Genomic DNA, 14,187 nt, shown 5'->3' with positions numbered 1-14,187 from the left:
AAAATGTACGAATTAGTCAATTTTTGTTATATTGAAATTACTATTTTTGTATTACATATAAAATTAAGTGATTAAAAGACATGCAACAGGGGGGATTTTGTGACAAAAAGAGTTATCATCTTCAGCTTAATTTTTCTATTCTTTTTATTGCCGGTTTCCGTCAGTGCGAGCGAGGTCTATGAAGTCGATGCGGATGTTCTCATGGTCAGAGAGGGACCATCATCTGATAGTGCTGTCATAGGAAAACTGAAACAAGGTGATCATGTATCGGTCTTTGAGGAATCTTACGGCTGGTACCAGACTTATTTCGGTGGACAAAAAGGCTGGGTAGCATCACAGTATGTAATTGGTAAGAAGGATGCGAATACGGAGAACGAAACTGCCCAAGATGAAGAAATTACTATTACGAAACAAAACGTGCGCATTCGTTCGGGTCCGGGTACTACCTATCGCATGATTGGTTCTGCTTCACATGGGGATACCTATCACTTGGTAGAGACGAGCAAGAATTGGGTGAAAGTCGAACGATTAAACGGGAGTACCGGCTGGATCGCTTCCTGGTTGACCAATAAACAGGCAACGCCACCATCAACTGAAACAGAGGTGCAGCCGCCTGTCTCTAATCAGCAGCGTACAGAGGAGTTAGAAGGCAAAACCATTATTCTTGATCCAGGACATGGTGGAATCGATCCAGGCGCTATTGGTGTAGGCGATGTTTTTGAAAAAGATTTGACCTTGCAGGTTGCGGATGACATTGCTACCGCATTGCGTAATGCCGGGGCACATGTTCTGTTAACGCGGAGTGATGATCGTTACGTCTCGCTTCAACAAAGAGTACAGATCAGTAACGCCTATAACACCGATTTATTTCTAAGCTTACATTTTAATGCGATGAGTTCCTCGGCCATTAATGGAACAAGCGTTCATTATTATGATGAAACAAGTCGCCAGCTGGCCTATCAGATGCAAAGTGATGTGAGCGATTATACCGGATTAATGAATCGCGGCGTGATGCAAGATGGTTATTATGTGCTGCGTAATAATCAGCATCAAGCTTTATTATTGGAGTTAGGATTTATAACAAATCCCCATGATCTGCTAACGATTCAGACCGAAGATTACCAAGTAGGTCTGGCTCAGGGAATAACGCAGGGTCTGGTGGAATATTTTCAATAAGTAATAACAGATCTTCTTACTTAAGAAGGTCTGTTTTTTGATCATGTAAGGTAATCATGCTGAATTGAAATGGGTTATGTAAAGTAGGATTATCTGCTATTGTGGTTATTTTGATATGAAATATGTGCTTAGCAAAGCCCTGAAAATTGCTCTGCGTCTTGTGTGGCAGAGCTCATAGCCGGCAAGTTAAGAGAAAGAGAAAAATGTATGTTCCTATCATATAATCCGTTATTGTGGACAGTTGAAAAGGAAAAGGGCAAAAGTTGTCCATAAGAATCAATTGTATGAGCCCTCAACCATATCAAAGGCACTCTTATGTCAATACCGGTGCTCTTTCTAGCAGTAACCAAGCAGTTCTACTCTGGTTGCTCTTTAATAGAAGAATTCAGGAAAAACATGATAAACTAAAAGCAAAGCAGTAGCGTAGGAGGATTTGGATGACAAAGCGTACATTAGTAATCAACTGGAATCTGAATGAATTATTAGTTAACGAAATCAAACAAGTAGTACCTGAGTGGAATGTGATCACAAAGGACACGGACAAGATCGAGGCTAGCCTGGAAGAGGCAGAGGTGGTGCTGCATTGGAAGAGGGCGATTGCCCCGATTTTGCTGGAGAAAAACGAGAAACTAAAATGGATACAAACCTTCAGTGCGGGTGTGAATAGCCTTCCACTAGATGCATTGCAACAACGAAATGTGATGCTGACGAGTGCCAATGGTATACATGCTTATCCGATCTCTGAGACGATCTTTGCATTGATGCTTGGTTTAACGCGGAATATTCATGCCTATGTGCGGCAACAACAGCAAAAAACGTGGCACCATGCAGGGCTTCGACTTGAAATCCATGAAAAAACGATAGGCATTATCGGTGTTGGTGCGATTGGTCAGGAAACAGCAAAAGTTGCAAAGGCATTCGGGATGAAAGTGCTCGGCATGCGTCACTCAGGTAAGCCGGCAGAGCACATCGATGCAATGTATACACCGGATCAGCTGGCAGAGCTTTTGCCTCAATGTGATTATGTCGTCATTACGCTCCCTTTGACCGACGAAACGACCGGCATGTTTGGTGCAGAAGCGTTCCGTCAGATGAAGAATAGTGCTTTTCTGATTAACATTGGAAGAGGGCCTATTGTCAAAGAAGAAGAGTTGATTCAGGCTTTGCAACATAAGGAAATCGCAGGTGCTGGTTTAGATGTTTTTGCAACAGAGCCTTTGCCGGAAGACAGTCCTTTATGGACGATGGATAATGTCATCGTTACCCCGCATACCGCTGGCTCAACGGAATATTATGATCAACGTGTTGTCCGGGATGTGTTTATCCCTAACTTAAGACGTTATCTGGAGTCCGGCGCAGTGGATATTAATTTAGTCGATTATGATAAGGGGTATTAAGTGGAAAGTCTGATAACAGTGTGGAAAAAAGGCGACGTGTTGACATTCTTATTTTCTGGTTTCATTGGTCACGGTGCTAACCGTCTGTAAGTCTCTCACTTCAAGTTTCGAGATTACAAAGAAGCTAATTGAGAGTAAACAGCCGCTAACACCCTGATCAAAGTCTCACTTTATCAATTACTGTGGAATTAACTAACTATATCTGATAATATATGGTAAAATAAAGAGTGAATCCTGATAAAAGGAAGTGATGCAACGTGGACGCTTTTTTTTCCTTTTTCATCTTAGGTATTCCGGGTGTACTTACTTATTTAATTACGAAAGGCTTGGGAACTTCCACCTCTAATCAGCAATCGAACACAGAATTAGTCGCAATCACCTCGCTGCTGTGGATTCCCACTATACTAGTCTCGATTTTGTTCTTCAATATCCTGTATTTTTTTACAGATCTCATTTTAACGTCGTTTGATATTACGTATTTCTCAACGTTTGATATCACGTATATTAACTCGATCTCCACCTTGAAAGATAACATTGATCCGTTTATTTTTATCTTTTCCTTTTCGATCATTATGATCATCAGCAGTATCGCTGTCTCCATTATTGCTCCATCTATTTACGCATTATTTATCGGTCTCATAAACAACATAAGGTTAAAGAAAAATCATGCGAAGATTAGCCCGGGTATTTCTGTTTGGCACAAATTTTTCATTTTAAAAAATGAGGAACAGCCCAGTGAAGCTAATAACGAACAAAGTTTGCTCGTTCAAATGTATTACCTTGATGTGAAAACGAATCCTATCTATGGCAGCCTGACTTTTATTCCGGCTGACGATAAACAAAAAAAACAGTTCATCATGGAATATGAAAAGGAATGGACCGAACTGATAGAAGAACTGCATCATATAAAAGAAGATTTCAGTGTGCCAATAAGCCGTACTTTTTTTGATGCGGATTCGAGGCTGGTTGTAAACGAAATTGACAGAGTCCAATTAGATGAAACGATAAAGGAGGTGAATCATTAGTGCCTCCAAAACATGACAAAAAGAATAGTGATAAAAAAGGAAGCAGTATTAAAAAGACATATGGTGAAGCTGTAGAACGTCCACCTGTAAAGCCTCCTAAATTAAAGCCAAATAAAAATGAAAAAATATAAAAGCGTAAAGGGAGAGGGACTTTTTTCTCTCCTTTTAGGCTTCCTCCAAATAACGCTTTCCCCATTCTTCTAACATATGTAAAATAGGGAGCAGGCTTTTGCCTTTGTCTGTTAAGGAGTATTCTACTTTTGGCGGGACAACGGGATATACTTCCCGGTGGACTAATCCATCTTTTTCTAGTTCTCTTAGTTTATTTGTTAACATTTTTTGCGTAATGCTGGGAATTAATTTTCGAATTTCGCCGAAGCGTTTCATGCCTTTTAATCCTAAATGACATAAGATGATCAGCTTCCATTTGCCTTCTATGACAGATAAAGTAAGTGTTTTTTCATAATAGATATCGTCACTTTCTGCTAATTCTTTTTCTACATGTTCTTTACCCCACTGATAAAACAGTTCTAAGATAGGGAACAAGCTCTTTCCTTGATCTGTCAGGGAATATTCCACTTTTGGCGGGGCTACGCGGTATACTTGTCGACAAACAATATGATTTGCTTCTAATTCTCTTAATTGGTTTGTAAGCATTTGCTGTGTAATGTTAGGAATCAATTCTTTTAATTCGCCAAATCGTTTGGTCCCTTTTAGGCCTAAATGACAAAGTATCGTGATTTTCCATTTGCCTTCGATGACAGATAATGTTAATTCCTTTTCCGGATAAATATTTTCCATGTGTATCGCCGATCCTTTTCTCATGCGTTAGTCTATGTTTAGATACTATAACAGAAAAAAGTGCCTACTTACATCATTTAGATTTGGTTTATATAATGGACAATGGAAAGATGATGATAAAGGAGAGAGACTACATGAAATTACAATTAGCATTAGATCTAGTGAACATTCCACAAGCAAAGGAATTAATTAAAGAAGTGGAGAATCATATTGATATCGTCGAAATTGGAACACCGATTATCAAGATTGAGGGATTGAAAGCTGTTAAAGAAATAAAAGAAGCATTCCCTAACTTGGAAGTATTGGCAGATTTAAAGACAATGGATGCAGCAGCATATGAAGTGTTAAAAGCGTCAGAAGCGAAAGCGGACATTGTGACGATTCTTGGGGTAGCAGAAGACGAATCGATCAAAGGTGCGGTAGAAGAAGCGAAAAAACAAGGCAAGCAAGTATTAGTTGATTTAATTGCTGTCAAAGATGTGGAAACTAGAGCACTAGAATTAGACGCATTTGGTGTGGATTACATTTGTGTACACACTGGATATGACTTGCAGGCAGTAGGAAAGAACTCTTTTGAAGATCTAACGAAGATTAAGAAAGTAGTGAAAAATGCCAAAACAGCAATCGCTGGCGGTATTAAATTAGACACGCTTCCAGAAGTGATCAAGCAACAGCCTGATTTAGTGATTGTCGGTGGCGGTATTGCTAATCAGGAAGATAAACAAGCCGTTGCTGCAAAAATGGAAGATATGATCAAGCAAGGATAAATCCAATGAATACGACTGAATTTTTGCAAGAGATTATTAAAGAACTGTCCCAATCAGCAAACCAGATCGACAATCAAGAAGCGGAAATGCTGGTGAACAAGATTTCCGAAGCGAAGAAGGTATTCGTTGCAGGCGCTGGCCGATCAGGTTTTATGGCCAAATCATTTGCGATGCGGATGATGCATATGGGTATTGAAGCTTATACGATTGGTGAGACCGTTACACCTAGCTTTGAGCAGAACGATATCTTATTAATTGCCTCAGGGTCAGGTGAAACAAAAAGTCTGGTAACCATAGCAGAGAAGGCGAAGCAGATTGGCGGTACGATCGCAGCCATTACCTTATCGCCCGCCTCCACTATTGGTCAGCTCGCTGATTTTACCGTTACGTTACCCGGAGCTCCGAAAGATCAGACAGGTACCGATTATGGCACTATCCAGCCGATGGGATCCTTATTTGAACAAACATCCTTGCTTTTCTACGATGCCGTTATTCTACGGTTTATGGAGAAGAAGGGCTTGGATACGAAGAACATGTATGGACAACATGCTAATCTGGAATAGAGCAAGATCCTGAGACAAAAGTGTTTTTAGTAAAACGAAAGCCGGATGTACCACGAATGTTAATTGGAAACGTTTCGTGGTACATCCGGCTTTTCGGTTATGCTGTATCCATATACTACGAAGTAAATCGTTGTAATAGAGCGGTAAACCCATTTTGTTATTTAGAAATGTTTTTTGTGTTAAGCAAAGCTCCGGAAATAGGCTTCGCGTCCTGTGGCGTACGGCTTCAGCTAGGCTACTGCTTGAACAGCATCACTGCTGGCTTGTGCCGATGAAGCACACTTCGAAGCGATAATTGCAGACGCAGGCACAGACTAAGTGGATCTTCAGCTCGAGCTGATCTAACGGGAGTCTTCGCCTATTTCCTACGCTTTAGGGAAATTTCTACAACGGATGGAACAGCTATAAGCAGTAGTACTTGGCACTATGCAACATAAGATAAAGTTAGAAACATTAAAGCATAGCACTCTAGATACTAGCTGTGATAAGAGTTGTAGAGCTAAAATCTTAGCGTAGGGCAACCACGGAGACTCCCGCGGGATTGTGCAGGTGCTGAAGATCCACAACGTCTGCACCTGTGTCTTCTAGTAAAGCTTCGATGTAGGCTTCCTCGGTGCAAGGCAGCAAAGAAGTAGCTCGAGTAGTAGCCTAGCTTCAGCCGTGCCCCGCAGGACGCGGAGTGGTTGGACGGAGCGGTATTCTAGCACATAATAAATCCCAAAATGGTCTCAGCGCTAATTAGCAGGAAGTCGCTCATAGCATCCACTTCACATAATCCATATTACAGGTACCAGTTTTTCTTCGGTCCTAAAAAGATAGCAATCAATCCTACAAATCCATAAAGCATAAAAGATACCCCATAGCTCCAACTTTCAATGACCACCCCAGCAATCGATGATCCTATCACCTGACCGATTGACAAAAGCAGAAAGGGCATGCCAATACCTAAGGATGCATTCGTAACAAAAACCCGGATTCCCCATACAAGCAGAATGCCTGTTAAACCTATATAGGCACAACCGAAGAGTCCAGCTGATACATAAGACATTAGCCAATTTCCCGTTGTAAAGGGAAGCATAATTGATGAGCAGGCAATCGCCAGGCTCGCCACTTTATAGGCGAAACACAGTCCGATTTTTTCAATCAGAGAACCCGAAAAGCCTCCCAGTATACCAAATAGTCCGATCATCACCCAGAATCCGGCTAGCAGCCATTCATTGAAATCACCAGCTACTTCTATATAAGATCTGGAAAATGTCCAGTATGTCGCGGTTGAAAAGCCCAAGGTAACAGAAGCTGCGATCAGTGCGTATACCCCGTCTGCTCCTCGAAAAGAAAGGATTCCTTTTTTTAATGGTCTGGTTGATTTGGCCAACCCCTTCGGAATCGAGCGGGAATTCCATCCCCAGATCAGAAGTGCCAATATAGCATAGAAACAATAGGTTATTCGCCAATGTGGTGATAAAAAATAAGCTCCTATTCCTGACAGTACGATACCTATGCTTGTTCCTGAATTGACCCAGGTATTTGCCTTTCCTTGCTGGTGATCCTTTATCCAGAGGGAGATAGCTGTTCCAAATGGTGGAGAGGCCAAGCCAGTGCTTCCACCGGCAAACAATACGCCTAGTGCAAGTATCCAAGTGTTTGGTGAGATCGCTATTAACAGCATCCCAACAAAGGCGGAGAGACCAGCTAAGCTAATCATTTTTCTTGGCCCTTCCTTAGTCGTGACTACAGTCGACAGAATAATGGTGAAACAATAGGCTAAATAGAACATGGAAGAAATCAGACCTGATACGAGTTCGGACATGCCAAGTGATTGATTGATATCAGGAAGGAGCAGTCCATAGCTAAATCTCGCAAATCCATACGTAACAGCAATCATGGAAGCCCCGGGTAAAACAAGCTTAGCAAATTTCATGATATCCACTCACCTTTTTAAAAATATATAGAACGACCTTTCTATTTTTCTTGTAAAAAAATTACGATGTGTGCTGGACAATTGTCCGCGCCATCGCAATAGAATATTCAGTTGCTTTCTCCGCACCAATAAAGGTTGTCATCGAAGTTGTTCCTTCCAGGAGCAGTGTCATCTGATTAGCTAAATCCAATTCATTCTCTCTGTCTTTGTTTTGTGCTATTCGTTGAAAATACTGAAGCAATTTAGCTTTATGTCCTCTGGCAATACTCTCAATCTCATTATCGGTACCTGTATAATCCTCTATGGCTCTTAAGAACATACATCCCTTGGAGGAATGCTCTTTTAACCAGCGACCATGAGCTTCTACAACTAGAATAAAAGGAGAATCGGAATCCCTGTCTACTGCTGCGTCTAAATAAGTCCAATAGCTTTCTTCCCGTTGTTTTAACACTTCTTCTATCAAATTCTCTTTGGAAGAAAAGTGATTATACAGTGTCATCGATGCGACATTTGCTTCACTAATGATTTGCTTCAACCCTACGCCACGAAAGCCATGCTCATAAAATAATCGTTCAGCTACTTCTAATAACGCTTCTTTCTTTGCAGATCGTCTCATATGATGATCTCTCCTTTGCAAATAGATAGAACGGTCATTCTAGTTTGGAGTGTATCATATAAGCTCTTTTGTTGTCAAAATAGATGGGACACGGAAATTGTTCCGTGTCCCAATCTTATTTATCTTTTCTGTGTTTTTGCTCTGATTCTGAAGTACTTTGGCTGTTTTCTTTTTGTCTGATATTCTTTTCTTCGATTTCTATGTCTTTTAAAGGGACTTCATCTACCATTTGCAGTTCTTCTTCGAATTCTGATGGGTCAAATCGTTTCTTTGCTCTGTCCGTCTTTTGGTTCCGTGCGTCTTTATGCTGACGGTTCTGTTTCACAACTGTCACCATCCTTTAAGTTATGAGTCTTGATTTTCGTTTTCCCTTTTTTAGGATGGTGTAAACCCATCCTTGCATCACAGGGCTAATGGTCACAATGATAGCAATTCGGGATGCGGAAGTTTGATCAATATTCTGGATATATAGGTTTTTTGATCTTTTTGTAAAAGATAATATTTGGCGAATTTCTCATGTTTTAAAACATAAGTTGGTAGTATGCTTTAATGTTGATTTCACTATTTGGGAAGGGGGAACAACCTGATCTTTCTATAAGCATTTTTGCACGATACATCTAAGCTTAGGGGAGTGTAAATCAAAAGATAAATGGAGTAAGCAGCAGGGCGGTTCCCTTGTTCCGCCTCTCACTAAAGTATGATAATTTATTAAACCTGGTAAAAACGCTAAATCAGTGATGGTTTAGCGTTTTTTGTTCCACGTTAGGAAACTATGAAATTTTAGCATAGAATCAGTTCGACATAGTGAAAATTTAAAATGTACCCAGTATTAGAAAGCATATAAGTGTAGTTACAGCAGTAACCTTATAGAGTTTGAAGTTGAGTTCCTATATTATGGATTGTGTAAACTGGAACTTTCTTACATGGAGTTAATTTTGATAGTTTTCATCTGCTTAGCAAAGCTCCGGAAATAGGCTCCGCGTCCTGTGGGCATGGCTTCAGGTGCGTCCGAGCGTAGGTCGCAACATATAGCGGGTGGGATTCCCGTCAAGTAAGAACTAACCATTCACTTGTAGCGAGTCTTGGAGGGTTATGTGGCAACGCATGCCTTTAAGCGTAGACAGTGAGGTAACGGGCCGAAAACCATAGTGTTGAAGGGATAGAGCTTCGAAATGTGCCCAAAATCGAGAAGGTCGATGTGTTCTGAAGCACAGAAGACAACATTATCATTCACGTTAGAGGTGAGAGGATGATAACTTCTCCGGAGTCGGTGACCTTGGCACGTTACACATGGATATGTTGCGGCAACTCGGGAGATCCTTTAGGTCTCTCTGAGCATACATTCAGAAGAGTAATGACGAACGAGCGATAATAAAGCGAGGGCTGTCAGATGCTTAAGGGAAGTCGGATAACGGCATAGTACCAATGAAATCGGGTAATGCCAATGGAGGGAAGGCCGTTACCTGTCATCAACCTTGCGAGGGAAACATAAACCATACACAGAGGTGGAAACATTTATGGAAACGAAACTTAAAAGGATAACAGAAACAGCGAAAAAGGATAAGAATCTTGCTTTCTCATCCTTAGTACATCTACTCAATGAGAACAATCTCAAACAATGTCACAACCGACTACCCAGAGATAAAGCAGTGGGAGTAAAGGGAGTGACGAAACAGGATTATGAAAGACAGTTGGATAGTAATATAGAAAACTTAATGGTTCGCTTGAAAAATATGGCTTACCGACCAGTACCGGTGAAGCGTACGTATATTGATAAGCCAGGTTCAAAGAAGAAAAGGCCATTAGGTATTCCAGACCATGAGGACAAAATCGTCCAAATGGGGATTACCAGGATATTAAATGCTATCTATGAGAATGACTTTCTTGATTGTTCTTTTGGCTTTCGGCCGAAGAGAAACTGCCATGATGCATTAAAGATTCTTAATGTATATATTGAGAGGCGAAAGACCAACTATATAGTAGATGCAGATATAAAGGGATTTTTTGATAATGTGAGTCATAAGTGGATGATGGAATTCCTACAACATCGTATCCAAGACCCAAAACTTCTACAAATTATAGCGCGATTCCTAAAAGGAGGCTATATGGAGGAAGGGAAATATTATGATACGGAGAAAGGAACACCGCAGGGCGGCGTCATCTCTCCGGTACTCGCAAATGTCTACTTACATTACGTTCTAGATCTTTGGTTTGAGAAAACCGTTAAGAAGCAATGTAAAGGTCAAGCCTATATGGTGAGGTTTGCGGATGATTTTGTTTGTTGCTTTCAATACAGAGAAGATGCCGAACGATTTTATAAAGCGCTGATTCAACGCCTGCACAAATTTGATTTAGAAGTGGCAGAGGAGAAAACGAAGATTATCTCGTTTGGTCCTTTTGCGATGAAAGACGCAAAACGTAAGGGTTGGAAAAAGCCATCCACGTTTGATTTTCTTGGCTTTACCCACTATTGCGGAAAGAGCAAGAAAGGCAACTTTCGTGTAAAGAGGAAAACAAGCAACAAGAAGGTGCGATCCAAGCTCAAGAAACAGAAAGCTTGGCTGAAAGCACATCGAACGATGGACATCAAGGACATCATGTATAGAATGCACCAATCGCTAGTTGGGTACTACAATTATTATTGTATCACGGATAACTATTACACTGTAGAACAATTTCTGAACAAAGTGGAAAAACTGGTATATAAATGGATGAATCGCAGAAGTCAGCGAAAATCCTTTAGTTGGGATAAATTTCAACTATTTCTACAGAAGTACCCATTACCGAAACCCACCATCAAGGTCAGTATCTACGACTTACGATCCCATATCTCGTATATTCTGTGAAAGATAATAGGAGGAGCCGTGTGCGTAAATAGCGCACGCACGGATCTGTGAGGAGTGAGGAATACTCTAGCAAGAAGAGGGTATTCCCGCTTACTCGACCTAGGCTACTGCATGTAATACTTCTTTGCTGCCTTGTGCCGAGGAAGCTCACTTTGAAGCAATACTTGCAGACACAGGCACAAATGAAATGGATCTTCAGCTCGCGCTGATTCCACGGGAGTCTCCGCCTATTTCCTACGCTTTAGGGAAGCGCTACAACTTATGTAACAGCAAAAAGCAGTCGTGCTAGGCAGTGTATTTCATCAATTAAGGTGTAAATCTTGCAGACAGTGCTTCATATTCTAGATGTCGCATAAATTGTGGAGCTATACATCAGCGTAGGCCAACCACGTAGACTCCCGCAGGACGCGGAGTGGTTGGACGGAGCGGTATGCCAGCACTTGAAACATTTCAAAATCACCGTATTGCTAAGGCCGTTTGTTAACATAATCCATATTATAGGAAGTTGTTTATTAATGAAGTTAATTAGGACCGGGTGGTTTATGCCCGATTTTTCTTATCTTTTCTGTACTTGCATTCAAATTTCATCATGGAATAACGTAGGAAAAAATCTGTTCCCCTTTCCGCATTTAAAGTATGGTTTTCAGATGACATAAATGGTATAATTGTAACAATGTTATAACAAAATAATATATAACGGTTATAAGTTATGTTGTTTATGTATAGGATAATAAGGAGGAAGAAATGATGAATTCATTGGTGGTGAAAGATCAAGTGGAAAGAAAAGTTACGAAAATAGGAAATAGTTTAGGGGTTACTTTTCCGAAAGAAGTACTAGATCATTTAGGTATTACTCATGGGGATGAAGTGAAATTTGATTTTAAAAATGGGTCAGTAATACTAAGAAAGAAAAAGGAATTACGACTTCCAAAAGGCATAGACGAAGAATTTTTAACACAAATGAATGATATGATAGACGAATATGATGAAACATTTAAATCTCTCGTTGATCGTTAGGACTTAAGGATATGACAAAGTATTTAACAGAGCAACAAGTACTATTTTTGAATACGCATCAAATTAACCTCTATTCCCCATTAGAACAGAAAGGTATAAAAAATTATCATTTATTAAGTAGCGCCGTGAATCGTCCTAAACAAAGTGCTTTTGGTCAAGATGCCTATCCGACTATTTTTGAAAAAGCAGCTGCTCTTTTTGAGAGCATAGCTAAAAATCATGCTTTTCATAGTGCGAATAAGCGAACTGCTTTTGCAAGTTTGTATATGTTTTTACGACAGAATGGTTATACAATAGTCGCGCAACCTGGTCATGTAGAAGAATTCACAGTGAATATGGTTGTCCAAAAAAGTCCTCCTGTCCCATTCGAAGAAATAGCTAACTGGATTAAAAATAATTCTATAGAGTGTTCATAAGGGACGGTGCTTATGACTTTGTAAAGCAACGCTAAATCAATATGGTTTAGTGCTTTTTTGTGTACGAAAGGAAAGTTAAGAGCCCATCTCCATCTACCACTTGTTTAAAAATACAAATAAAGGGAAACGTTTTGTAAGGCAACATGATTCATAATCATATGAAAGAAAGGATCGGATATCAATATGTATAACTATACAAAACAATTTATAAATGGAGAATGGGTTGAATCAACAGGAAATGAGACAATCGATGTTATTAATCCAGCCACAGAAGAAAAAATTGGTACGATCAGTTCTGGAACAGAAGAAGACTTAGACAAAGCAGTACAAGCAGCCAAAGAAGCATTCCCATCTTATTCTCAAACATTAAGAGAGGAACGCGTTCAGTTATTAGAGAATATTGCGAAAGAATATGAAAAAAGAAAAGATAAATTTATTAATATTATCACCGAAGAGCTCGGTTCTTCTGTTCAGTTTTCAGAAGAAATTCAATATACAATGGGCTTGAACCACTTTAAAGAAACGGCGAAAATTCTTCGCGACTTTCCATTCTCAGAGGAGAGAGAAGATTCGTATATTCAAAAGGATGCCATCGGTGTAGCAGGTTTAATTACACCTTGGAATTTCCCTACTAATCAGATTTCTACCAAATTAGCCAGCGCACTGGCATCTGGCAGTACAGTAGTCTTCAAACCTGCATCCAAAACACCATTTGCTTCTATTCTGTTAACAGAAGTAATGGATGCGGCGGGTGTTCCTAAAGGTGTTGTGAACTTAGTCAATGGTACAGGTTCAACGGTCGGAAACGGCATCAGCTCGCATCCGGATATTGACTTCGTTTCCTTCACTGGTTCTGGTAAAGTCGGTACGAAAACGATGGAAAATGCAGCACAGGATATTAAAAAAGTGTCGCTTGAGTTAGGTGGTAAATCCCCTATCGTTGTACTGGATGATGCGGATGTGGACAAGGCAGCTCATGCCGCTCTATCTAACATTGCTTCCAATACAGGACAAGTTTGCTCAGCAGGTACACGTACTTTTATACCAAGATCGATGCACGACCAATTCGTTGATGCTGTAAGACGATTAGTGGACGAGTACCCTGTTGGTGATCCGAAAGATAAGAACACCTTCATGGGACCACAGGTTTCCGAGGATCAATGGAAAACCGTTCAAGAATATATTCAAAAAGGTATCGATGATGGTGCAGAATTAATTGTCGGTGGAAAAGGTAAACCGGAAGGACTGGATACGGGCTATTATTCCCGAATCACGATGTTTACCAATGTGGATCATGACAGTGCGATTGCGCAGGAAGAAATATTTGGCCCGGTAATGACAGTATTCACCTACGATACGCTCGATGAAGCGATTGAGCTTGCGAATACTACTGTTTACGGTCTGGCTGGCTATGTCGTCGGTGAAGATCCAGATACCTTAGCGAAAGTTGCAAAAAGTCTTCGTGCAGGAAGAATCACCATTAACGGTGCCGCTGCAGACTTTAGTGCACCATTTGGCGGCTTCAAACAATCTGGTATTGGACGCGAATGGGGCGACTACGGTATCGAAGAATTTTTAGAAGCGAAGACGATTCTGGGAATGCCTAAATAAATAAACAGAAGAATGGTTAGAAAGGATGTAT

At 40.5% G+C, this 14,187-nt stretch carries 14 protein-coding genes and 1 pseudogene; 10 read left to right on the top strand and 5 right to left on the bottom strand.

What is annotated here, in order from left to right:
- The first annotated feature begins 99 nt into the window (after window positions 1-99).
- The 4 genes from MUN87_RS08220 to MUN87_RS22280 all read left to right on the top strand — a co-directional run bounded on the left by MUN87_RS08220 (window position 100) and on the right by MUN87_RS22280 (window position 3,729).
- Window positions 100-1,176: an N-acetylmuramoyl-L-alanine amidase family protein gene (locus MUN87_RS08220; protein WP_244747231.1), complete on the top strand. Its 1,077-nt coding sequence runs from the start codon at window positions 100-102 to the stop codon at window positions 1,174-1,176.
- Between the two features lie 437 nt (window positions 1,177-1,613).
- Entirely contained in the window at window positions 1,614-2,573 is a 960-nt protein-coding gene (locus tag MUN87_RS08215; protein ID WP_244747230.1) for a D-2-hydroxyacid dehydrogenase, read from the top strand.
- A gap of 257 nt (window positions 2,574-2,830) precedes the next feature.
- Window positions 2,831-3,598 (top strand): hypothetical protein, encoded by a 768-nt coding sequence (locus MUN87_RS08210; protein WP_244747229.1) that lies wholly within the window; start codon window positions 2,831-2,833, stop codon window positions 3,596-3,598.
- Window positions 3,598-3,729 carry a hypothetical protein gene (locus MUN87_RS22280; protein ID WP_255840641.1) on the top strand — a complete coding sequence of 44 codons (132 nt, stop codon included), beginning with the start codon at window positions 3,598-3,600 and terminating at the stop codon, window positions 3,727-3,729. Before MUN87_RS08210 ends, MUN87_RS22280 begins: the two co-directional genes overlap by 1 nt.
- Before the next feature lie 34 nt (window positions 3,730-3,763).
- Here MUN87_RS22280 and MUN87_RS08205 read toward each other — a convergent pair whose 3' ends face one another.
- Both MUN87_RS08205 and hxlR read right to left on the bottom strand, forming a co-directional pair.
- Entirely contained in the window at window positions 3,764-4,069 is a 306-nt protein-coding gene (locus MUN87_RS08205) for a winged helix-turn-helix transcriptional regulator (protein WP_244747918.1), read from the bottom strand.
- A gap of 81 nt (window positions 4,070-4,150) precedes the next feature.
- Window positions 4,151-4,399 (bottom strand): annotated as a pseudogene (gene hxlR, locus MUN87_RS08200) (transcriptional activator HxlR); the annotation flags it as partial.
- 134 nt (window positions 4,400-4,533) lie between these two features.
- Here hxlR and hxlA point away from each other — a divergent pair.
- Together hxlA and hxlB are read left to right on the top strand one after the other, a co-directional pair.
- Complete coding sequence (gene hxlA / locus MUN87_RS08195; protein ID WP_244747228.1) at window positions 4,534-5,166, top strand: 3-hexulose-6-phosphate synthase; 633 nt, start codon at window positions 4,534-4,536, stop codon at window positions 5,164-5,166.
- A 5-nt stretch (window positions 5,167-5,171) separates the two neighbouring features.
- Window positions 5,172-5,729: a 6-phospho-3-hexuloisomerase gene (hxlB, locus tag MUN87_RS08190; protein WP_244747227.1), complete on the top strand. Its 558-nt coding sequence runs from the start codon at window positions 5,172-5,174 to the stop codon at window positions 5,727-5,729.
- Window positions 5,730-6,510: 781 nt separating this feature from the next.
- On the opposite strand, the gene MUN87_RS08185 is transcribed toward hxlB, so the two are convergent.
- The 3 genes from MUN87_RS08185 to MUN87_RS08175 all read right to left on the bottom strand — a co-directional run bounded on the left by MUN87_RS08185 (window position 6,511) and on the right by MUN87_RS08175 (window position 8,591).
- Window positions 6,511-7,650 (bottom strand): MFS transporter, encoded by a 1,140-nt coding sequence (locus tag MUN87_RS08185; RefSeq protein ID WP_244747226.1) that lies wholly within the window; start codon window positions 7,648-7,650, stop codon window positions 6,511-6,513.
- 61 nt (window positions 7,651-7,711) lie between these two features.
- Window positions 7,712-8,266: a TetR/AcrR family transcriptional regulator gene (locus MUN87_RS08180; RefSeq protein WP_244747225.1), complete on the bottom strand. Its 555-nt coding sequence runs from the start codon at window positions 8,264-8,266 to the stop codon at window positions 7,712-7,714.
- Between the two features lie 115 nt (window positions 8,267-8,381).
- On the bottom strand, window positions 8,382-8,591 hold the full coding sequence (locus tag MUN87_RS08175) for a YczO family protein (protein WP_244747224.1): 210 nt from the start codon (window positions 8,589-8,591) through the stop codon (window positions 8,382-8,384).
- A gap of 1,192 nt (window positions 8,592-9,783) precedes the next feature.
- Here MUN87_RS08175 and ltrA point away from each other — a divergent pair.
- The 4 genes from ltrA (at window position 9,784) to MUN87_RS08155 (ending at window position 14,156) form a co-directional block, all read left to right on the top strand.
- The gene (ltrA, locus tag MUN87_RS08170; protein WP_244747223.1) at window positions 9,784-11,112 is read left to right on the top strand and encodes a group II intron reverse transcriptase/maturase; all 1,329 of its coding nucleotides are present in this window, start codon (window positions 9,784-9,786) and stop codon (window positions 11,110-11,112) included.
- Window positions 11,113-11,856: 744 nt separating this feature from the next.
- Window positions 11,857-12,129: an AbrB/MazE/SpoVT family DNA-binding domain-containing protein gene (locus MUN87_RS08165; RefSeq protein WP_244747222.1), complete on the top strand. Its 273-nt coding sequence runs from the start codon at window positions 11,857-11,859 to the stop codon at window positions 12,127-12,129.
- An 11-nt stretch (window positions 12,130-12,140) separates the two neighbouring features.
- On the top strand, window positions 12,141-12,545 hold the full coding sequence (locus tag MUN87_RS08160) for a type II toxin-antitoxin system death-on-curing family toxin (RefSeq protein WP_244747221.1): 405 nt from the start codon (window positions 12,141-12,143) through the stop codon (window positions 12,543-12,545).
- A gap of 183 nt (window positions 12,546-12,728) precedes the next feature.
- Window positions 12,729-14,156, top strand: coding sequence for an aldehyde dehydrogenase family protein (locus tag MUN87_RS08155; protein ID WP_244747220.1), 1,428 nt, complete (start codon window positions 12,729-12,731; stop codon window positions 14,154-14,156).
- Window positions 14,157-14,187: the final 31 nt, after the last annotated feature.

Source organism: Gracilibacillus salinarum, assembly GCF_022919575.1.
GTDB classification, from domain to species: domain Bacteria; phylum Bacillota; class Bacilli; order Bacillales; family Amphibacillaceae; genus Gracilibacillus; species Gracilibacillus salinarum.
This window is presented reverse-complemented; position numbering and strand designations above follow the sequence as displayed.

Excerpts from the sequence above, each read along its gene's own strand:
- MUN87_RS08215 (WP_244747230.1), top strand. The coding sequence starts at position 1,614 with ATGACAAAGCGTACATTAGTAATCAACTGGAATCTGAATGAATTATTA.
- hxlA (WP_244747228.1), top strand. The coding sequence starts at position 4,534 with ATGAAATTACAATTAGCATTAGATCTAGTGAACATTCCACAAGCAAAG.
- hxlB (WP_244747227.1), top strand. The coding sequence starts at position 5,172 with ATGAATACGACTGAATTTTTGCAAGAGATTATTAAAGAACTGTCCCAA.
- MUN87_RS08185 (WP_244747226.1), bottom strand. The coding sequence starts at position 7,650 with ATGAAATTTGCTAAGCTTGTTTTACCCGGGGCTTCCATGATTGCTGTT.
- MUN87_RS08180 (WP_244747225.1), bottom strand. The coding sequence starts at position 8,266 with ATGAGACGATCTGCAAAGAAAGAAGCGTTATTAGAAGTAGCTGAACGA.
- ltrA (WP_244747223.1), top strand. The coding sequence starts at position 9,784 with ATGGAAACGAAACTTAAAAGGATAACAGAAACAGCGAAAAAGGATAAG.
- MUN87_RS08165 (WP_244747222.1), top strand. The coding sequence starts at position 11,857 with ATGATGAATTCATTGGTGGTGAAAGATCAAGTGGAAAGAAAAGTTACG.
- MUN87_RS08160 (WP_244747221.1), top strand. The coding sequence starts at position 12,141 with ATGACAAAGTATTTAACAGAGCAACAAGTACTATTTTTGAATACGCAT.
- MUN87_RS08155 (WP_244747220.1), top strand. The coding sequence starts at position 12,729 with ATGTATAACTATACAAAACAATTTATAAATGGAGAATGGGTTGAATCA.